Consider the following 17841-nt stretch of genomic DNA (forward strand, 5'->3'; position numbering starts at 1 on the left):
TTTAAATTACGACATTCATAACCAATATTATTCATGCATAGTATTTCTAGGTTTCTTTTCTGAACCTGATGTTTTGCAGATTTTTTCCTTTTTCCCCATTTGTTAAAGAAAATGAGAAAAAAGATTAAAAATATTTTACACTACAATAGGTTTAATCTCAATCAATTACCCAAAATCCCTCGAAAAAACTACAATAAAAGCGATATTTACTTTTGTAGATTCAATTCTTTTCCTACTTTTGTGACGGGCAAGTCTTTTACGATCAGCTCCCTTTGAACTCCCCCAGGGCGGGAACGAAGCAAGGGTAGAAGGTTGTAGCGGTGCGATAAAAGGTGCTTGCCCATTTTTATTTTTTTTAGATAGACCATGCTTCGAATGCATACTCTTCTTTCTAACGACTACCACGAGTTAAATAAAATCATATATTTTCTTAAACTATATATCTTATGAAATTTTTCATAGACACAGCAAATCTGGAACAAATCAGAGAAGCTCAAGACCTTGGCGTTTTAGACGGCGTAACCACCAACCCTAGCCTGATGGCTAAAGAAGGAATCACCGGAGATCAGAATGTATTGAACCACTACAAAGCAATCTGCGATATCGTTGACGCGAATGTAAGTGCAGAGGTTATTTCTACTGATTATGAATCAATGATCAAAGAAGGTGAAGCTTTAGCTAAACTGGACCCGAAAATCGTGGTTAAAGTCCCAATGATCAAAGACGGTGTTAAAGCCATTAAATATCTTTCATCTAAAGGCATCAGAACCAACTGTACATTGATTTTCTCTGCAGGACAGGCATTGATCGCTGCCAAAGCAGGTGCTACTTACGTATCTCCTTTCTTAGGCCGTTTAGATGACATCTCTACAGATGGTTTCCAATTGATCGAAGACATCAGGTTAATTTTTGACAATTATCAATACGAAACTCAAATTCTTGCAGCTTCAGTAAGAGGCCCAATGCACATCATCAACTGTGCTAAATTAGGCGCTGATGTGATGACAGGACCACTTTCTGCAATTCTTGCATTAATCAAACACCCTTTAACCGATAGCGGTCTTGCTCAGTTCTTAGCTGATCATGCTAAAGCTGCCGGTAAATAAGCGATATTATATTATAAAAAAGTCCTGTTGATTAATTCGACAGGACTTTTTTTATGTTTTCATAACTGATCTGCTCATCCGGTTCAATGAGAATTCCCTTCACTCCTGCCCCATTCGCGGCCTCCACATCTCTTGGTTTATCTCCGATCATCACAGACAATGCCGGATCGATATTGTAAGTCGCAATCGCCTCTAAAACCATTCCTGATTTGGGTTTCCTACAGGCACATTCTTCAGACACGGTTGGATGATGCGGGCAATAGTAAGCATGGGTAATCAATGCGCCCTGCTCTTCAAACTTTTTGCCAAGAATGGCATGCATCTCTGCAAGGGTCTCTTCCGTATAACGCTTTAAAGCAATACCACCCTGGTTGGTAATGATGATGAGCATATATCCTTCGTCATACAGTTTCTTTAAAGGAGGAATCTGGTATTCTAAAACCTCAAAATCTTCCACGCGACAGATATAATCGTATATTTCGTGATTGAGTACGCCATCACGGTCCAAAAAAATTGCTTTATTCATTCGTATGATCTTTTTTTTGCAAAGATGGGGATATTAAATTAGTATCGCAGTCTGTTGTGGATTTAGTTAAACATAATGACGATCCCAATGTTATTAAAACAGTTAAACTTAAAGATGAACTATGCCTTATATCAAAAGAAACCCAGAGAACAGTAAATCTGTCAACATATTTTATGAAGATCTGGGATCAGGTAAACCTGTAATCCTGATCCACGGATGGCCGGTATCACACGAAATGTGGGAATATCAGATTGCTTCCATAGTATATAGTGGTTATCGCTGTATTGCCTATGACAGAAGAGGTTTTGGTCAGTCGGATAAACCCTGGAATGGCTACGATTACGATACCCTGGCTTCTGATCTGCATGAACTGATCAATGCGCTGGACTTGTCTGAAGTGACCTTAGTAGGTTTTTCCATGGGTGGTGGTGAAGTGGTACGTTATCTCGGTAAATATGGATCTTCGAAAGTGGAGAAAGCAGTCCTGATCAGCTCTGTAGTCCCGCTGGTTTTAAAAACTGATGACCATGAAGAAGGTGTTCCTGCCGAAGTATTTGATGGGATTGTTTCCAGTATCCATCAGGACCGTCCGGCATTTCTGACCGGTTTTGGTAAGCAATTCTTTAGTGAAGGTGTGCTGAATAAACCGGTAAGTCAGGAAATCCAAAACTGGATGCACCAACTTGCCATTGTGGCCAGTCCAAAAGCAACTGCAGATTGTGTAAGGTCCTTCTCTGAAACTGATTTCAGAACTGACCTGATCACCATTACGATACCTGTTATGATTATCCATGGCGATGATGATAAAACTGTTCCAATTAAAGCGACCAGTGCAATCACTTCCATGCTGCTACCAAATGCGGAATATTATGTCATAGAAGGTGCACCACATGGATTATTCATCACACATAAGGATGAACTGAACCAATTGCTGGTAAATTTTTTAAAAAGATAGGCTGTTTTTAGCGGAAAATGATCGTTTTTTAGGCTAAAAACAGGGTTTGAATTTAGGGATATGCAAATAATCTGACTAAAAATCAGCGCAGTATATAATTTATCGGATTTTAATTTGCACTCTATATATAGTAGCCCTATATTTGCATCACTTTAAACGGAAACGCTTAGAGTAAAGCTGAAAATAACAGCTTTGATTCCGTAGCTCAGCTGGTAGAGCATTACACTTTTAATGTAGTGGTCCTGGGTTCGAATCCCAGCGGGATCACCAGATTCAATATCAAAAAACAAAACCCCTGCAGACATAATGTTAGCAAGGTTTTTGTTTTTTCTAGGGTGTCAAAATTTACTTCATAAAACTCCCCTAAGTTGCAATAAGCATCTTATATTCAAATAATTAAAAATTTCAAATCTTATACATACAGCCAAGCCGAAGTTAGCGGCTCGGTGTTTTCAATATAATTTTTTATCGGAAAATTTGAAATCCTGTATTTTCGGTAAGGGACTGATCCTAATTATTTTTTTTCTTTTATTTAATATTTTTTTTGAACCCAATAGCTCATCAGTTTCAGTTCTGAGCCCCGAAATTAAGTTAAATTTAGTTTCTGTAAATATGGTGCTTTCGTCAATATACCCTTTGGTTGCATTATTAGTCAACTTTTTTACATTAATTAATTCAAAATTGCCTTTGTGATATTTGAAATCGTAAGTAATATTTCCTCCTTTAATTTCACTCCACATTGTCAAAATTCCCTTTTCAATAAAAAAACTTGGAATTTGGTATCCATTAAATTTCCCCTGGTTTTCAACAGGATATTGTGGCTCAATTATTTTGGTCGAAGATACGGCTAAAGTTAATTTTTTTCCATTTGGCTGTGATAGGAAAATTTGTAATCTTAATGGTCTTGTTTCATTTATTGTATCCATTTTTACCGTTATTTTGTCCATTTTACCATCATTATTTAAGTCGCCTTTTTCTTCTCTTACTTGATAAGTATAATTGTCTTTATTTTTAATATTTTGAGCGAATAAATTCATTTGGACTGAAATCAAAATGACTACAAAGTATAAATAAATGTGTTTCATAATTTTAAATTTATTTGTTTTCTTTTTTTTAAAAACTGATGGCTAATTCATGAATATACGCAACTTATTTAAGTTGCGTAAGTGCAAACTTCCCGGATTTCGAGCCGATCTATTGACGAGAACTCAAGAAAATCATCCTAACTTTGAACCATGAGCTTCAGCTATTCCAACATCTCTCCAATACTCACCGTAGCCACCATTATTGGTCTTTATTTTTTACTTGGTAGGCTGATGTCCGTTGAAAAATCTGAATATAAAACGGAAAAATCTTTCGAAACGCTAAGTGCTAAATACCTTGTTTTTGACTTAAAACACTTGGGAATATTCCTCGTTATGGTAGGCGCATCAGGTTATTTGTTTTATGAAATCTTCTTATTATTTACCGGATTCAGGACTTCATTGCTTTCAGATGCTTTAATTGTGGTCGCCCCTCGTATAGAGTTGTTACTAATGCCATCTCTTTTCTGGGCTTTGTTGTCATCATCATTGCTCATTGTTCTCCTCATTAAACGACAACTTAAAGATGATTGGAAGGAATATATGGCCTATTACAATCTAAAATATAAGTTTAACTATGCGAAAGCTGCTGTTTATCTTACGAGGACTCTGGCCGTAATTACGATCGTAATCACCATTGCTTCCTTAGATTGGTTCTCTTCGTTTGGACACAAAGAGATCAAAATGAATGTTTTTTTAAGTCTTGGAACCAAATCGTATCATTATTCCGACGTTTCAAATGTCATTGCTGTAATGAAGGTAAAAGCTCCTAACGGAAACATACGGAATGAGCCTTATTTTCTGGTTACCTTCAATGACGGAAATAAATGGAGCTCCAGAGACCATGGTTTCAACGACCAGCAGAAGAATAAAGAAATCATAGCACTGGTTAGCAAACAATCGAACAAAGCGCTCAGTCAGGTTGAATTTGAATAATCTTTTTACCATCAACAGGTTCAAAAAAACTCTGCCAATCACCACGATTGGCAGGGCTTTTAAGTTTTATCCCCTTAACCCTTATAAACAATTCCTAGCTTTTTAAGTATTTCAAAAGCATTAGCCAGGTTAAGCTCACGTATAGGCAGGCAGGCGAACATTTGGTATTCATCGAAATGTTTCCCTATCGCAATTAATTTAAGGTCAGAAGCATTTAGCCGATTAAAATATCGTAAAATGGCACTTTCCCAATCAGAATCATGAGCTACTTCCTGTATTTGTTCTTCACCTGGATAAGGTAAGCTAATGTCCAATTCCCTTACTACGGCTAAATTGTTTACCTCCATAATTCCAATTTCTCCCCACTCCTTCCATTCAAAAGAGACTGACCTCTTTACCTGCGCTAATGCCGAAGCAATTTGCTTCCACACCCATTTTAAATCAGGATTTTTCTTAGTCGGGAGCTTTTTAGAAAAGATTTCAGCTTCTCTCTCCGTTAAGATAAGAGAAAATAGTTCGAGTAATTCTGCCCGAACGTCCATTTCGTTCAATCTTGACCCTGTAACCAACTCATATTCCATTCGACTCCATAATTCATCCAGCTCCTCCCAATCATCCTCATCCATAATAGTCTCGAATAATTCTTTTTTGCGGGTATTATACATCAGTTTTTTTTACATGGAGTACATCATCCTCCATGTAAGTTTCGTAGGATCGTTCATCCCTAAAATTTGTATTCAATACAATTCGGTTTGAAAAAATGTCATGTACGACTTCTTCCTTAGCATCGAAATGAATTTGACCTTTTTCGCTTCCATACTTAGAGGTAATGATTTGGAAACTAGATATCGCAATAGGTTTCATTATTTGTACAATTAAAGTGTGAGTTCATCGATTTTAAATAGCGATATCAAATCTTACTTACATTTCCCCTTTTTTCATCGTATCGAATATAGCAGATTCGGTATCCTTCTATGTAAATAAGCTTGGATTCGAAGTCTGGCATATTGCTAACGACATACCACCCCTCCCCAACCATTCCCGGCATGAATGGGCACGCTGGGGCTCATTTATTCACACCGTTGAACCGGATACATTATTTGAGGAATACAGTTCTGCTGGTGTAACATTTCAACAATTTATTCAGGACGATGATGATGGGTTACGTGGCTTTGAAGTAACAGATGCCGATGGTTATGTTTTATTTTTTGGCAGACCTATAACACAGCAATGATAAGTAAACCTGTCTTCCCGTGATTTTTGCTTATTTTTACAAAAAAATCGAGTAATATGCCTTTTACGTCCTTAGGTTTATCACCTGCTTTAACAAAAGCACTGGTAGATCAAAATTTCACAGTACCCACTCCCATTCAACAAAGTGTTATACCCGCTATATTAAATCATAAAGATGTATTAGCCATTGCTCAAACAGGCTCCGGAAAAACTGCAAGTTATGTTTTACCGCTTTTAATGAATGTACAAAAGACATTCGGACAAAAGAATCGCCATGCGAATGTATTGGTTTTAGTGCCTACCCGTGAGCTTGCTGAACAGGTGAAAAATGTTTTTATCACTTTTAGTCAGCCACTTCCCGAATCGATTAAAACACTGGCAGTTTATGGTGGCGTTTCTATAAACCCTCAAATGATGGCCATGCAGGGCATAAATATACTCGTTGCTACACCGGGCCGCTTATTGGAATTAGTGGATTCTAATGCCGTTCATTTATCCGCGATTGAAACATTAGTACTGGATGAAGCAGACAAAATGCTTAATCTGGGATTTAAAGAAGAGCTGAACAAGATTTTATCGCTTTTACCTGAAAAGCGTCAGAATATATTGCTATCTGCCACATTGAGCAGCGATCTTCAACATATTCACCAAATCTTATTACATGACCCGGTAGTGGTTAAGATAGAAGCTGAAGAGGAATCTCTTGAGCTGATCAACCAAGTCGCTTATATTATTTCGGATGAGAAAAAAGGTCCTTTTCTGCGTTATCTGATCAATCACCATGATATGAAACAAGTGTTGGTCTTTGCATCTTCGGTTCATCAGGCCGATGCTATCGTGAACAAGCTTCGCAAAAATAACATTGATGCAAAAGCCGTTCACAGCAAAAAAAGTCAGGGTGCCAGAACGGAAGTTTTACATCATTTTAAATCAGGTAAACTCCGGGTCCTGGTAGCCACAGATTTAATGGCCAGGGGAATAGACATTAATTTCCTTCCTTTTGTGATCAATTATGAGTTACCACGTTCCCCAAAAGATTACGTGCACCGCATAGGTAGAACCGGTCGTGCAGGGACTGCAGGAGATGCCATTTCCATGGTGAGCAAAAATGAACTGCACCATTTTGAAGTCATTCAAAAAAAGATGGGTAAAAAGGTCAATCTGATTGATGGAGAAAACATCCTGTAAACAAATACAACGACGACCGCTAAGGTCTAAAAAGGCTTCCCGACATAGGTTTGGAAGCCTTTTTTTATGCGACAACAAGCCAACCTATTTTTACAGCTAAGCCATTGATTTACAATATAAAAAATGTAATTTAACTATTGAAAATGCCGCTGGTTTTTGAATAGAGACGGCATAGATTATTAACCATTAAAATTAATAAAATGAAAATCGTAAAAATCGTAGTATGTATTCTTTTCGGTCTGATGTTTATCAATGCCGGGTTAAACAAATTTTTTAACTATATGCCCATGCCTGAAATGACGGCAGATCAAATGGCATTAATGGGAGCTTTTGTTAAGATTTCCTGGCTGATGCCTTTAATCGGCGCGATTGAAGTAATTGGCGGACTGCTATTTGCATTACCAAAATACAGAGCCCTTGGTGCCATTGTCATTTTACCGGTTATGGTAGGTATCGTATTTCATAATGCTATTTTCGATCCATCTGGCTTAACCATCGCATTGCCGTTTTTTCTGATCAATCTCTGGATAATCGGCGACAACTGGAACAAATACAAACCTATGGTCAGTGAATCAAAGTCTTATTAATTTTTCCTTTTTGGTAATTGATCGTGTAAATATTCAGTATTTACACGATCAAAAATGGGCATTACTGCTTTAAAACCTTTTCTATTACTTTAGCCAACTTCGACCTATCTTTTGAGTAAGCTTCCAGGTTATAAAGTCTTACTTTTTTAAATTCAATAGGATGGCTTTCGCTCTGTAAAGAAATATAACCACCGGTTAAGGCTTTACCATCTTCTTTCATTTTCGGGTCGTAGTTGGCTACATTACCCCCACCAATTTGAGGTTTAGAATATTCCAGCACCACTTCCTTATCAATAATATGTTTAATCACTGAATCTCCCAAAACCAGGAATTTGGCGGTCACCCATTGATCACCAGCATAAGTTTTTGATTTAGAATCCAAACAATGTGGTGTAAATAATTTCCCTTCATAAATGACTTGTGTGCCTGGCGTACATAAATTGCTGGTTGGACGGATATGTGTACCGTCACCACCCAGAATTTGTGCTTCGACGGAGATTGGAAAATCCTGGTCCTTAAGCATCGTTTCAGGTGCCTGACAATGCAGCATCGCCCCACTATTCCGCAGCGCCCAACCTTCTCCTCCTTTGGCTTGTTCACCAACAAAACGATAAGTGACCTCTAGCAGGTAATAAGAGAAGGGTGTTTTGTAAAAAATATGCCCGTATTGCTGATCAAAATCTGCATATCCATCATAATTTACTTTGATTAAGCCATCTTCCACACGAAAAGTATTCGCGTAGTTTTCATTGTAATCATGTTTAGAAATTTTAATGTTCCAGTCTTTCAGATCTTTTCCGTTAAAAAGATCTATCCAGCCCTTTTGAGCGGAACACTGGGTTACAAATAAGAAAGTCAGGGATACAAATAGCGACAAGCCGATTTTTAGTTTCATACTTAAAAGCAATGGTTAGGCTTTAAAAATAGGAATTTAAACCCATCCCAGCAAGATTTGGCTGGCTAAACAAGTAGTTACCTTTTTCTCGCGATGATAATCAGATCTGTAGTCTCCGTCCCTCCCTGTATCAGGTAATGCTTACGCTGCAGTTCTAAAATTTCAAAACCTTTTCCTTTAAGCCCATTGACAAGATAATCTTCCTCATGAAAATGAATATAGATTTCATCACCTGAACTTGACCGTTGAAGTCCGGAACTGCTGTAATTCCCTTCCATTGTACTTAAATAAAGTATGCCATCCGGTGCTAACAGTATGGATGCATGAGTGATGAGTTCCAGTGCTTCTTCTTTTGACAGATACGGCAGCGCAAAACCACACATAATCGCATTATATTTTTTATCAATTAACCCAATAGCTCTACAGTCCATTAATTCAAATGTGGCGGTTGGGTTGTTTGCCTTAGCAAGGTCAATCATATTCAAAGACAGGTCAATGCCTAAGATGTTAAAATCGGGACGTTTCCTTAACAGGTATTTAGTGATGTTACCAGGTCCACAGGCAAGATCTAAAATATCAGCATTTTCTTTTGTGATCTGCGCACAGAAGAAATCGAAGGATTCCTGATACAACTGTGTATCCATAAATTTATCCTGATATTCATTTGCACGTTTATTAAATACCGCTACGGCGATTTTTGTCTTATCCTTTTTCATTGTAGTTCTGCAATTGGTATCTTTTTAACAGCTGCTATTTATCCATTATTTATTAAATAAAAAAATGTCTGCATGAGGGCGCAGCGGATAGCTACATTATTTACATCTTTACAAAACAATATGCAAAACTATATTTTTGAAATTCAGTTAAAAGTAAGAGATTACGAATGTGACCTGCAGGGCGTGGTAAATAACGCCGTATATCAGAATTATTTAGAACATGCCAGGCATGAATACCTCTCGTCAAAAGAGGTTTCCTTTAAGGAACTGGCAGAAAAAGACATCTTGCTAATGGTCTCCAGAATAGAAATGGACTTTAAAAGGTCGCTGACCTCCGGTGATACCTTTTCGGTGAAACTAAGAACAGAGCGACAAGGCTTGAAGCTCCTGTTTTTTCAGGACATCTTTCGCAGTGCTGACAATAGCTTATGCCTGAAAGCTAAGGTTGAAGTTATTGCCAAGATAAATGGCACACTGAGCAGAGGAGAAATTTTCGATACCCTGAGGTTTTAATTAAAAGGTTTACCTTCTTTCAGCAATTCTTTCTTTATGCCATACAATACATCACTCAGGTAAATGTTTTTTGCTCCATTCTGTTCATTGTATCGTTCCAGCGCCTTAATACTCGCATAATGAACTACGTTTACGATGCAGCCTCCGGAGAGGAGGTAATTCTTTACGAGATCGGGAATATCAACTGTTTCCTCCTGTTCATTACTAAACCGAACGTCTTTAGGAAAGGCAAGGCGCCATATTTCGACCCGCTCCTCTGCTTCCGGTAAGGAGAATTTCAAGATAGAATTGAACCTGCGAATAAAAGCATCGTCAATATTATTCTTCATATTCGTGGCGAGGATCACCATTCCATTATAATCTTCAATCCGTTGCAACAGGTAAGACACCTCCTGGTTCGCATACTTATCATGGGCATCCCTCACATTTGTCCGTTTTCCAAATAAAGCATCTGCCTCATCGAAAAACAGGATCCATCCTTTATCTTCCGCCCTGGCGAAGAGCAGTTCGAGGTTCTTTTCAGTTTCCCCGATATATTTAGACACGACCATAGAGAGGTCAATCTTATAGACATCTTTCCCCACTTCTTTACCCAATAAACCTGCGGTAAAGGTCTTTCCTGTACCTGATGGACCGTAAAGTAAAGTGCGGTAACCTTTTCTCAGGCGATCGCCCATTCCCCATTCTCCAACCAGCTGGTCATTGTATTTCAACCAGCTCTTCAATTCATTGATCTGTTCTTTCAGTTCATCATTGATCACCAGATCATCCCAGCCCAGGTCGGTATGGATTAGTTTTGCCGGAAAGGTCATGCTGAATCTTGGCGGAATGGGCTTGCCATAAATGAAAGTATCAAGATACTCCGCGGAGAGTATAATTCTACCACTCATCACAGGTTCTCCATGCGGCTGCTCGGCCAACCACAGGATCTTATTCTTTTCGAACAAATGATCCGGCCAGAACAACTGCTGAATGGCTAAACGCCTTTCAAAATCATCAGCTCCCAGCAGGAACACCGCCGTTTCACCAGTGGGCATAAAGCCCCTGAAATCTTTCCCTCTTACCCCTCCGATTCTTTGAAAATCTCCCGAATTTTGGATTTTATAACTGATCACCCGGTCAAACAGGTCAGATTGAACATGTGGCGTAATGCCAATCAGCAGCAAGACCGCTTCATCTGAGCTGAGCTCATGCTGCTGAATAAAGTTTGCCAAAGAGGGGGACCATTTGCTGGTATCCAGGATTGGCTCTTTAATCTCCTCGTCTGAAGGAAACCAGCTATCCAGGCGGTATAAAATCAATTGTTCCAGATACCTGAACTCTTCAGGGGCATTCCGGTCGGTAAAGGTTTGGGGCATATCACTTGAATTTATGTTTTCTGTAGGATCATCCTGTATGGTTGTCGCTTCGGCAAGACGCCCGGCTGAGGAGCCATCTTCCAGCCGACTAAAAGGTCCTTCATTCGGATTTTTTCCAAGAATTGATTTTAACTTCTGCAGGTTCATGATCTCTCTGTTAAGCCATTTTTGTATCACCATCAGGTACTTCAAAATCTCCTTTTTCAGGAGCTTCAGGTTTTTCTATTTTCATTTCCGGTTCCTGCACTTTATCCGGAATACAATTGCTCTTTTGATTGGGATCGATATGTTTGCCCTGGCTGCAGCAATAATTAAACATAAAATTCCATCGTTCAGGCGGACAATTTGCCGGCCGGTCAACATTTCCCGGTACTGGTTTCTTTTTGAAATAGTTTTTAATCTGTTCTATAGCGTCTGAACTGACACAGGCATTCTCCCCTCCCGCTGCCGTACCTGGAACCGGCCCACAGCCTTCCCATTGCCCATTTTTCCAGTTTAAGGTAAAAGTCTGGTCATTCATATCAAAAGGGCCGCCAGGTTGAACGGCCGTTGCCGGATTCTGCTCCCCCTCTTTCTGAATATGTCTTTCCATAGAGCCTCCTTTTTGCTGCAATACATGAGTCAGCTCATGTGCCAGCAGAAATTTACCGGCATTACTTCCGGGATCAAACTTACCCGCATTAAAGTAAATGTCATGACCATGGGTAAATGCCTGGGCATGTAACGCTTTAGCCATACCAGCAGATTCCCCGTTGTCATGTATCCGGACCTTACTGAAATCCGCAGCAAAAGAACTGTTCATTTCTCTCAGCACAGCTTTAGGCAAGGCATTTCCTTTTCCCGTGTTGCTTTCTATTTTGGAAGCCACTTTGGCTGAGGCATGACTTGCATTCCCCTCTGCTTTGGCCTGTATTTTCTTATTTTCTTCCTGCTCTTCCTTTATTTGCTCTGCATCAGGCTCTGGTTTTTCCTGAATTTCCTTATCTGCCGCCATCCTCGCGTCGTTTGTTCCCTGTTTCTCATCCTCCGCAGAAGTGGCGAGACGCTGTACGCTGCTGACCTGTTGCGTTGCCTTCTTTTCAGATGGCCTGTTGACCACCTGATCGGCAAGGGCATCGGCCTCATGTTCATAGTGGTCGCCGGGCTTGTTTACGGTTAATTTTGCCTGAAAAAAGCCACCGGCTTTTGCTTTGGCCTGTTCCTGCTGATTGCTAAAAAACGGTTGTGGCTTTACGTCATCATGCACATGTGCATTGCGTTGACGATAGACTCTTGAGCTATAAGGCATAATTTTAAGATTTAATCGTTAAAATAAAACAGCGCTTTTTCCCAGGCATTTGTACCTATGCTGAGCCCCAGCTTCTGTCCTTCTTCATTTCCTCTGGGAAAATGAATCCCCCCATATATCCGGGATAATCCCGCCTGTTCCGCAGCGCTGGTAAATGTTGGCCAGTCCAGTCGCACTTCTGTACATGGTGATGTGCCTGGTTCGATAATGGAACTCCCCGGCTTCAGTGTGGTACAGCCACCAAAATGATCGCTGCCCGTAAATTGCCGCAATACGGTTGCGGCGGCCCTGCTAAAACTGCTGTGTCCGGATACATGCTCGGGAAAGGGAGGTGTTTCAATATAGGAGGTCCATTGTTCTCCTTTCATGGTTTGTGTTCCTTTGCCCGGACCAGCCCAGGCTTGTACTTCCAGTCCTTTGTATATCGTTCTGATCGCCGTTACCGGACGTACGGAATTATAGTGATGTTTAGCTTCCCAACAGGCAATAGAGGTGTCAAACAAGGCGTTACTCAAGGCAAAAAACAATTTGATACAAGCTGTATTTCTGTATTTTTCTCTTTCTGCAATGAACTGTGCGATCTCACACCAATGCCCCGGAGGGGTAAATGTTCCTACACCATCCGCCCAGTAAGAGGCAATTGCTTTTTGCTCCTCTGTGAGTGCCGCACTGATTTCCAGGACTGCTTTAACCTGGGGCCTAAAATCAAAATCTTCCTTCCGGAAAGGAGGCGCCGGTCTGAATTGCCAGTTAAAATTTAAAGAGAATGATTTCAGCAATCCCCATTGAGGCGTCAGAAATTCCTGTGTAGCTCCATTTTTTCTCAATGGCTGCCAGTAACTCAGGTCATTGACCTGATCCGGAGTATTGATGGGCCGGTATCCCGTATAATCAGACCAATGTGGCATGTGCAAAGTCCCCTGCTGGTTGGCTCCATCACCATGCCCTTTTTCTATCACCAGCCGGGCAACCAGGTTTCCGATTCCCTGCGGCAAAGAGATGTCCAGCGTCGTATCGTCCGGATCATAATCACAGGTACACATCAGATCACGGAACATATCTTTATTTGGAGCAGGAAGGGCCAGCCAAAAGAGGTCCATCAACACCCGGTAAGCGGCATAACTGAATGCTTTCCTTGTGTTCTCTTTTACACATTCATGATCTGCCATTTTTAGGTATTTTGCCGTCGTGGTGCTGATGGCACATTTATCAAACACCGACCATGCATCATACATGGCCGTATGTACCATTGCCAAAGCTCTGGCTGCAAGTGGCGGCGAGGTTTTGGTCAGTTTAATGGCGTCAAGAATGAGTTCATTCCATTGAATAACCAGGCTTTTTTCTGACATGGTGTAAATTATTTAGTTTCCTGTTTTTAAATCATAAATACGCTTTAAGTGCTTCAGAAAGGTCAGACTCTGCGCTACCACTGGTGATATTCGCTTTCCGGTCCTCAATCATATCTCTGGATGACCTGTCGTAATTGTTCTTTTTATTGATATCGGCGCCTTTTTCCAGGAGGAGCAGAATAATGTCTAAAAGCTCTTTTTCTCCACGATAATTCTTGACGGCTCTCCAAAGCACCGTGTTTCCCATCTTGTCTTCTGCATGGATGTCGGCATCATGACTGATCAGTATTTTTGCCAATGCAAAATTCGGATATAAGGTGGTGTAATGTAATGGGCTTTGCCCTTCCTTGTCTCTGGCATTAACATCTACACCTGATTCGATCAATGCCTCAAAGTCCGCAATCCTCAGGTGCTCTTTTTCAAAAGCACTAATCATATAATGAAGAATGTTATCATATTTATCTTCATATCTGGCATTTAAATCTGCTATGTCTTTAAATGCGGCCAACGCTTGTTCAGCTGAAGGAAGACGAACTGCTGATTGTAATTTTTGAAATTCTGTATACATATGATTTTCTTTTATTTGTCTGCTGCATTTCCTTTTGCCCCTGAGACCGAATTGTTCCTGCCTTCTTCTACCTGATAAATTTTAGGATCATCCTGATACTTGATCACATCTTCTCTCGTGATTGGCGGAACATCATTGGCATGGGCATCCTGAAATTTCTTCCATGCAATATCGCCTTCTTTATGTCCAAAAGCAAAATCACCTTTGGTCATTTCACCGGTCGTCGGATCCAGCGTTTGTTTTTCTCCGGGGATGAGTTTGTCAGTTTTTCCATCCACCCATCTTCTTTCGCCTTTAGGATCAAGTCTGGTCTCCGCATTACGCAGGATTGCTTCTCTGGTTTTCACAGATAACTCTACTCTGCGCTGTAATGGCTTAGGCAGGTTGAGTTCTCTTTCAGACATATAAGAGCCTTCTGCCTTTTTAAAGCCCTCTGGGATCCCTTCCGTTTTCGGCGCCGCAGGATCGTATTCCAGCAACTGACCTTTAAATTCAGGATTCCGCTGCAATCTGACACCACCGCTAGGTTTTTTAACCCAGTGATGCCCGGGTGGCGGATCAGGTAGTCCCAGCTGCTTGGCAATCTCAGCCCCACCTTTGGTTTCGTTTGCTACTTTCAAATCCGCCAGCTCCTGCTCAATTGGTTTCAGCGCTTCTTTTTGCGCCGCTTCAGAGAGCTTCGGATTGTTTTCTATCGCCTCAATTTTTCCCCTGATTTCGGGTGTGATCTCTTCCTTGTATTTCGCCCTGATATCCGCGCATGGCGAAGCACAAACTTCACACTTGCCCTTCTCATTCATCCGGATATCCCTGTTTCCATCTTTACTTGGTGAAACTTCACCTTCCCCGACCTTCGTCTCTCCCGCCTTAGCCCCTTCCCCTTCTCCGGATTTCGGTTCCACCTTCTCTCCAGGTTTAGGCTCCACCGGCTCACCGGGTTTAGGTGCTTCTCCTTTAACATTAGGCTCAGGTACAGCCGCTCCGGGTTTTGCTTTAATACGCGCAACAATTTCCGAAACCAGGCTCGATAGGAAAGCAAAGAGCATCTCCAGTGCAATGGCAATTCCGATCCCGATAGCACTTCCTGCAATCTGTTTATAATCCCCATCTTTTTCTTTTGCCGTCTGTCTGGCTGTAAACAGATCCAGCAAGGCTTTGACGATCGTTATTCCCTCCGCCAGCAGGAAGGAAATCATTAACCCTTCTCCAAGCGTACCCGCAAGGGCCAATCCCGCCGCTGCCCCAGGCAAGCCTCCTACACCACCGCCAACTGCCGCACCACCAACAAGTCCAATGATCACCAGAACAATCGTTACATAGCCCATCAGCAGCATTAAAATACTGTTCAATCTTCTCCATAGGGCCAGAGGAAAATCCAGCAGAAAAAGGAAGTTAGACCAGATATCATGGAAAAATCCCAGCGGATCATCCAGTATATTCCGCGGCATGAACAAACTATCTACCGCGTTAGCCCAATCCACCGTCCATAGCTCGTAGAACTCATGACCTATCGCCTTAATAGTTGCCGGCGGCCAGAACATATTCTTCACCGTCTGCCATAACATCGGAACAATTTTAATGTCGTCCCACTGTTTTGAAATGGCCTGATCAATTCCCCGGTCAATCTCTGTATAGCTTGCCGTACTTCTGCTGGTCTTAGCTTCTGCACCTTTTTCCGGCTCCCTTTGAACCACTCCGCCGGCAGATGGGTCATTCCCTTTATTGGGAACATTTTCTTTAAGTTTTTTCCTTGCTTCTTCTTTGGCTTTAGGAGGAGCCTCTGTATTTAGCTTGGCCGCCAGCTTCTCGAGAATAGGTTTGATAAAAGCTTCCGGATCCTTAGCTACCTGTGTCACCAGATCCCAGGCCGTTTTAAGCATCCTCACCAGCTTAATTACCCCATGGATGGCAAAGGACAAGACCTTATTTACAAAGTTCTTAATGGCGGTTAAAATTTGCTTAATCTGCGCGGTTATTTTTTGCCAGAAGTTTGTCCAGAAATTGCGGACAGCATCCCATAATCCTTTAAGAGTATCAAATAAGGCCCTGGCCGCTTTTTGAAGAAAGTCAGGAAGATAACCGAATACCGTACTATTTATGACCCCGTTAATCCGGCTAAATATAGAGCTGATAAATCCTGCAACAGTGCCCCAAATGCCTTCTCCTATTTTCAGGATACCAGTCACCACGCTGGTCACCATGTTCATCATGGCATTTGCTCCCGCTGTAAGCATGTTCCAGGCCGCAAGCAACGTATCGGCATTCATATTGGTAAATGCCGCAGTAATCATATTTAATGGTGCAGTTACCAGGTTGACCGCCGCCCCAAGTGTCGCTTTTATGCTGTCGAATGCAGAGGTCGCAAACTTTTTAATCTCATCGAATTTATTGCTGAGCCATTCAATACCCGAGTTAACCAGCCCTTTGATCTGATCAAAGACCCATTCAAAACCTTCAACAGCCTTATCTTTCACCCATACTGCTCCATCCCTGACCTTCCCGCCAGTCCATTTTGCGGCATCTACCGCCATATTTCCGGCATTCTTCAAGCCGTTGATACTTGGGTCAAACTGATAGTCTGTAAAGGGGATATTGAAATTGTACCAGCTGGCCTGGATGTTTGGCGTGGCGGCATCACTTTTGATTCCTGCACCGGCACCGCCTTGCTGAGGCTTTTTCTTCAGATTGCTGCCTCCCTGCTGAACGGTATGCGTCAGCTCATGGGCAAGCAGGTGCTTACCGGAAGTGCTCTCCGGATCGTATTTCCCGCTGTTAAAATAGATGTCACTGCCATGGGCGAAGGCCTGGGCATTCAGGCCTTTGTTCATCTCCACTGCATTACTATTGTCGTGGATGCGTACATCGGAAAAATCAACGCCAAATGAGCTTTCCATCTCTGCCCGGGTATTTTCCGACATCGGCCTTCCCGACCCTTTGGACTCAGACAGTCTGTTTTCGATAGTAGGCATGTCGTTCTCTGAACCAGAGGCATCGTCTTTTTTATGGATGTGTTTCTCTTCTTCCTCACAGGCGGAACACTTCCTTTGTACCGGATTTCCATCTGTATCCTCCGGATCAGCATTACTTTCAAAAATAGGTTTACGCCTTATTTTCCCTCCTTTAAGTTCACCTTTATCCTTTTCTTCTTTTTTTTCTTCTTCCTCACAGGCGGCACATTTGGTTTGTACAAAAGGACTGATCGAACTGGCGACCGGAGCTAAGGTTTTTGTTTGCAAGAAATTAACTCCGGCACTTTCAACAGAAGCGGATGGGCTTCTTTCCGCATTTCCCAGTCGCTGGACTACCTTATCAGCAGTGACATCAGCCTCCTGTTCATATTTATCATTAGGCTGGCCAACAGTCAACTTGGTTTGTACAAAAAAAGGATCGTTGTTCTGTTTATGAAAAAAAGAGGTTTCCCTGGAGCTGTCACTGAGCAAAGCCGTATCCGTCCCCTTATTAAAGAAAGGAGCATCCGATTTGGCAGGTGTTGCCACTGATTTAGCTTCAGCAGCTTTCATAGTTTATCTTTTTAATACCA

16 protein-coding genes, 1 tRNA gene and 1 other RNA gene are annotated in these 17841 nt (G+C 41.4%); 8 read left to right on the plus strand and 10 right to left on the minus strand.

The window, feature by feature from the left end; all coding sequences use genetic code 11:
• Window positions 1–245: 245 nt before the first annotated feature.
• Together ffs and fsa are read left to right on the plus strand one after the other, a co-directional pair.
• An RNA gene (gene ffs, locus AAFF35_RS15745) (signal recognition particle sRNA small type) lies at window positions 246–345 on the plus strand.
• Window positions 346–446: 101 nt separating this feature from the next.
• Window positions 447–1106: a fructose-6-phosphate aldolase gene (gene fsa, locus AAFF35_RS15750; protein WP_074610889.1), complete on the plus strand. Its 660-nt coding sequence runs from the start codon at window positions 447–449 to the stop codon at window positions 1104–1106.
• Window positions 1107–1137: 31 nt separating this feature from the next.
• Here fsa and AAFF35_RS15755 read toward each other — a convergent pair whose 3' ends face one another.
• The gene (locus AAFF35_RS15755; protein ID WP_342327478.1) at window positions 1138–1632 is read right to left on the minus strand and encodes an HAD family hydrolase; all 495 of its coding nucleotides are present in this window, start codon (window positions 1630–1632) and stop codon (window positions 1138–1140) included.
• Between the two features lie 121 nt (window positions 1633–1753).
• On the opposite strand from AAFF35_RS15755, the gene AAFF35_RS15760 reads away from it, so the two are divergent.
• Both AAFF35_RS15760 and AAFF35_RS15765 read left to right on the plus strand, forming a co-directional pair.
• Window positions 1754–2587, plus strand: a complete 834-nt coding sequence (locus AAFF35_RS15760) for an alpha/beta hydrolase (protein WP_342327479.1) — start codon at window positions 1754–1756, stop codon at window positions 2585–2587.
• Window positions 2588–2781: 194 nt separating this feature from the next.
• Window positions 2782–2857: transfer RNA gene (locus tag AAFF35_RS15765), tRNA-Lys, on the plus strand.
• 182 nt (window positions 2858–3039) lie between these two features.
• Here the strand turns inward: AAFF35_RS15765 and AAFF35_RS15770 are convergent.
• The gene (locus AAFF35_RS15770) at window positions 3040–3672 is read right to left on the minus strand and encodes a hypothetical protein (protein WP_342327480.1); all 633 of its coding nucleotides are present in this window, start codon (window positions 3670–3672) and stop codon (window positions 3040–3042) included.
• Window positions 3673–3822: 150 nt separating this feature from the next.
• On the opposite strand from AAFF35_RS15770, the gene AAFF35_RS15775 reads away from it, so the two are divergent.
• Window positions 3823–4605, plus strand: coding sequence for a hypothetical protein (locus AAFF35_RS15775; protein WP_342327481.1), 783 nt, complete (start codon window positions 3823–3825; stop codon window positions 4603–4605).
• Window positions 4606–4679: 74 nt separating this feature from the next.
• Here the strand turns inward: AAFF35_RS15775 and AAFF35_RS15780 are convergent, their stop codons facing one another.
• Window positions 4680–5270 (minus strand): hypothetical protein, encoded by a 591-nt coding sequence (locus tag AAFF35_RS15780; RefSeq protein WP_342327482.1) that lies wholly within the window; start codon window positions 5268–5270, stop codon window positions 4680–4682.
• A 625-nt stretch (window positions 5271–5895) separates the two neighbouring features.
• Between AAFF35_RS15780 and AAFF35_RS15785 the strand changes: the two genes are divergently transcribed.
• Together AAFF35_RS15785 and AAFF35_RS15790 are read left to right on the plus strand one after the other, a co-directional pair.
• Window positions 5896–7026: a DEAD/DEAH box helicase gene (locus AAFF35_RS15785; protein ID WP_342327483.1), complete on the plus strand. Its 1131-nt coding sequence runs from the start codon at window positions 5896–5898 to the stop codon at window positions 7024–7026.
• A 200-nt stretch (window positions 7027–7226) separates the two neighbouring features.
• Window positions 7227–7613, plus strand: a complete 387-nt coding sequence (locus AAFF35_RS15790; protein WP_342327484.1) for a DoxX family protein — start codon at window positions 7227–7229, stop codon at window positions 7611–7613.
• Between the two features lie 61 nt (window positions 7614–7674).
• Here AAFF35_RS15790 and AAFF35_RS15795 read toward each other — a convergent pair whose 3' ends face one another.
• Together AAFF35_RS15795 and AAFF35_RS15800 are read right to left on the minus strand one after the other, a co-directional pair.
• Window positions 7675–8508 (minus strand): DUF1080 domain-containing protein, encoded by an 834-nt coding sequence (locus AAFF35_RS15795; protein WP_342327485.1) that lies wholly within the window; start codon window positions 8506–8508, stop codon window positions 7675–7677.
• Window positions 8509–8585: 77 nt separating this feature from the next.
• Complete coding sequence (locus AAFF35_RS15800) at window positions 8586–9224, minus strand: class I SAM-dependent methyltransferase (RefSeq protein WP_342327486.1); 639 nt, start codon at window positions 9222–9224, stop codon at window positions 8586–8588.
• A 120-nt stretch (window positions 9225–9344) separates the two neighbouring features.
• On the opposite strand from AAFF35_RS15800, the gene AAFF35_RS15805 reads away from it, so the two are divergent.
• Window positions 9345–9737 (plus strand): acyl-CoA thioesterase, encoded by a 393-nt coding sequence (locus AAFF35_RS15805; RefSeq protein WP_342327487.1) that lies wholly within the window; start codon window positions 9345–9347, stop codon window positions 9735–9737.
• Here the strand turns inward: AAFF35_RS15805 and AAFF35_RS15810 are convergent.
• Genes AAFF35_RS15810 through AAFF35_RS15830 form a run of 5 tightly spaced genes read right to left on the minus strand, consistent with a single transcriptional unit; the run spans window position 9734 to window position 17821 of the window.
• Window positions 9734–11242 (minus strand): ATP-binding protein, encoded by a 1509-nt coding sequence (locus tag AAFF35_RS15810; RefSeq protein ID WP_342327488.1) that lies wholly within the window; start codon window positions 11240–11242, stop codon window positions 9734–9736. The two genes, AAFF35_RS15805 and AAFF35_RS15810, sit on opposite strands and share 4 nt — an antisense overlap.
• A 10-nt stretch (window positions 11243–11252) precedes the next feature.
• Window positions 11253–12383 (minus strand): DUF4157 domain-containing protein, encoded by a 1131-nt coding sequence (locus tag AAFF35_RS15815; protein WP_342327489.1) that lies wholly within the window; start codon window positions 12381–12383, stop codon window positions 11253–11255.
• An 11-nt stretch (window positions 12384–12394) separates the two neighbouring features.
• Window positions 12395–13732: a DUF6851 domain-containing protein gene (locus AAFF35_RS15820; RefSeq protein ID WP_342327490.1), complete on the minus strand. Its 1338-nt coding sequence runs from the start codon at window positions 13730–13732 to the stop codon at window positions 12395–12397.
• A gap of 31 nt (window positions 13733–13763) precedes the next feature.
• Entirely contained in the window at window positions 13764–14300 is a 537-nt protein-coding gene (locus AAFF35_RS15825; RefSeq protein ID WP_342327491.1) for an ankyrin repeat domain-containing protein, read from the minus strand.
• Window positions 14301–14311: 11 nt separating this feature from the next.
• Complete coding sequence (locus AAFF35_RS15830; RefSeq protein WP_342327492.1) at window positions 14312–17821, minus strand: DUF4157 domain-containing protein; 3510 nt, start codon at window positions 17819–17821, stop codon at window positions 14312–14314.
• Window positions 17822–17841: the final 20 nt, after the last annotated feature.

It is taken from the genome of Pedobacter sp. FW305-3-2-15-E-R2A2 (assembly GCF_038446955.1).
Taxonomy (GTDB): Bacteria; Bacteroidota; Bacteroidia; order Sphingobacteriales; family Sphingobacteriaceae; genus Pedobacter.

What these genes read in the sequence shown, in the direction of transcription:
- AAFF35_RS15825 (WP_342327491.1), bottom strand. Translation starts at nt 14,300, where the DNA reads ATGTATACAGAATTTCAAAAATTACAATCAGCAGTTCGTCTTCCTTCA.
- AAFF35_RS15800 (WP_342327486.1), bottom strand. Translation starts at nt 9,224, where the DNA reads ATGAAAAAGGATAAGACAAAAATCGCCGTAGCGGTATTTAATAAACGT.
- fsa (WP_074610889.1), top strand. Translation starts at nt 447, where the DNA reads ATGAAATTTTTCATAGACACAGCAAATCTGGAACAAATCAGAGAAGCT.
- AAFF35_RS15755 (WP_342327478.1), bottom strand. Translation starts at nt 1,632, where the DNA reads ATGAATAAAGCAATTTTTTTGGACCGTGATGGCGTACTCAATCACGAA.
- AAFF35_RS15785 (WP_342327483.1), top strand. Translation starts at nt 5,896, where the DNA reads ATGCCTTTTACGTCCTTAGGTTTATCACCTGCTTTAACAAAAGCACTG.
- AAFF35_RS15760 (WP_342327479.1), top strand. Translation starts at nt 1,754, where the DNA reads ATGCCTTATATCAAAAGAAACCCAGAGAACAGTAAATCTGTCAACATA.
- AAFF35_RS15805 (WP_342327487.1), top strand. Translation starts at nt 9,345, where the DNA reads ATGCAAAACTATATTTTTGAAATTCAGTTAAAAGTAAGAGATTACGAA.
- AAFF35_RS15820 (WP_342327490.1), bottom strand. Translation starts at nt 13,732, where the DNA reads ATGTCAGAAAAAAGCCTGGTTATTCAATGGAATGAACTCATTCTTGAC.
- AAFF35_RS15790 (WP_342327484.1), top strand. Translation starts at nt 7,227, where the DNA reads ATGAAAATCGTAAAAATCGTAGTATGTATTCTTTTCGGTCTGATGTTT.
- AAFF35_RS15830 (WP_342327492.1), bottom strand. Translation starts at nt 17,821, where the DNA reads ATGAAAGCTGCTGAAGCTAAATCAGTGGCAACACCTGCCAAATCGGAT.
- AAFF35_RS15775 (WP_342327481.1), top strand. Translation starts at nt 3,823, where the DNA reads ATGAGCTTCAGCTATTCCAACATCTCTCCAATACTCACCGTAGCCACC.
- AAFF35_RS15810 (WP_342327488.1), bottom strand. Translation starts at nt 11,242, where the DNA reads ATGAACCTGCAGAAGTTAAAATCAATTCTTGGAAAAAATCCGAATGAA.
- AAFF35_RS15780 (WP_342327482.1), bottom strand. Translation starts at nt 5,270, where the DNA reads ATGTATAATACCCGCAAAAAAGAATTATTCGAGACTATTATGGATGAG.
- AAFF35_RS15795 (WP_342327485.1), bottom strand. Translation starts at nt 8,508, where the DNA reads ATGAAACTAAAAATCGGCTTGTCGCTATTTGTATCCCTGACTTTCTTA.
- AAFF35_RS15770 (WP_342327480.1), bottom strand. Translation starts at nt 3,672, where the DNA reads ATGAAACACATTTATTTATACTTTGTAGTCATTTTGATTTCAGTCCAA.
- AAFF35_RS15815 (WP_342327489.1), bottom strand. Translation starts at nt 12,383, where the DNA reads ATGCCTTATAGCTCAAGAGTCTATCGTCAACGCAATGCACATGTGCAT.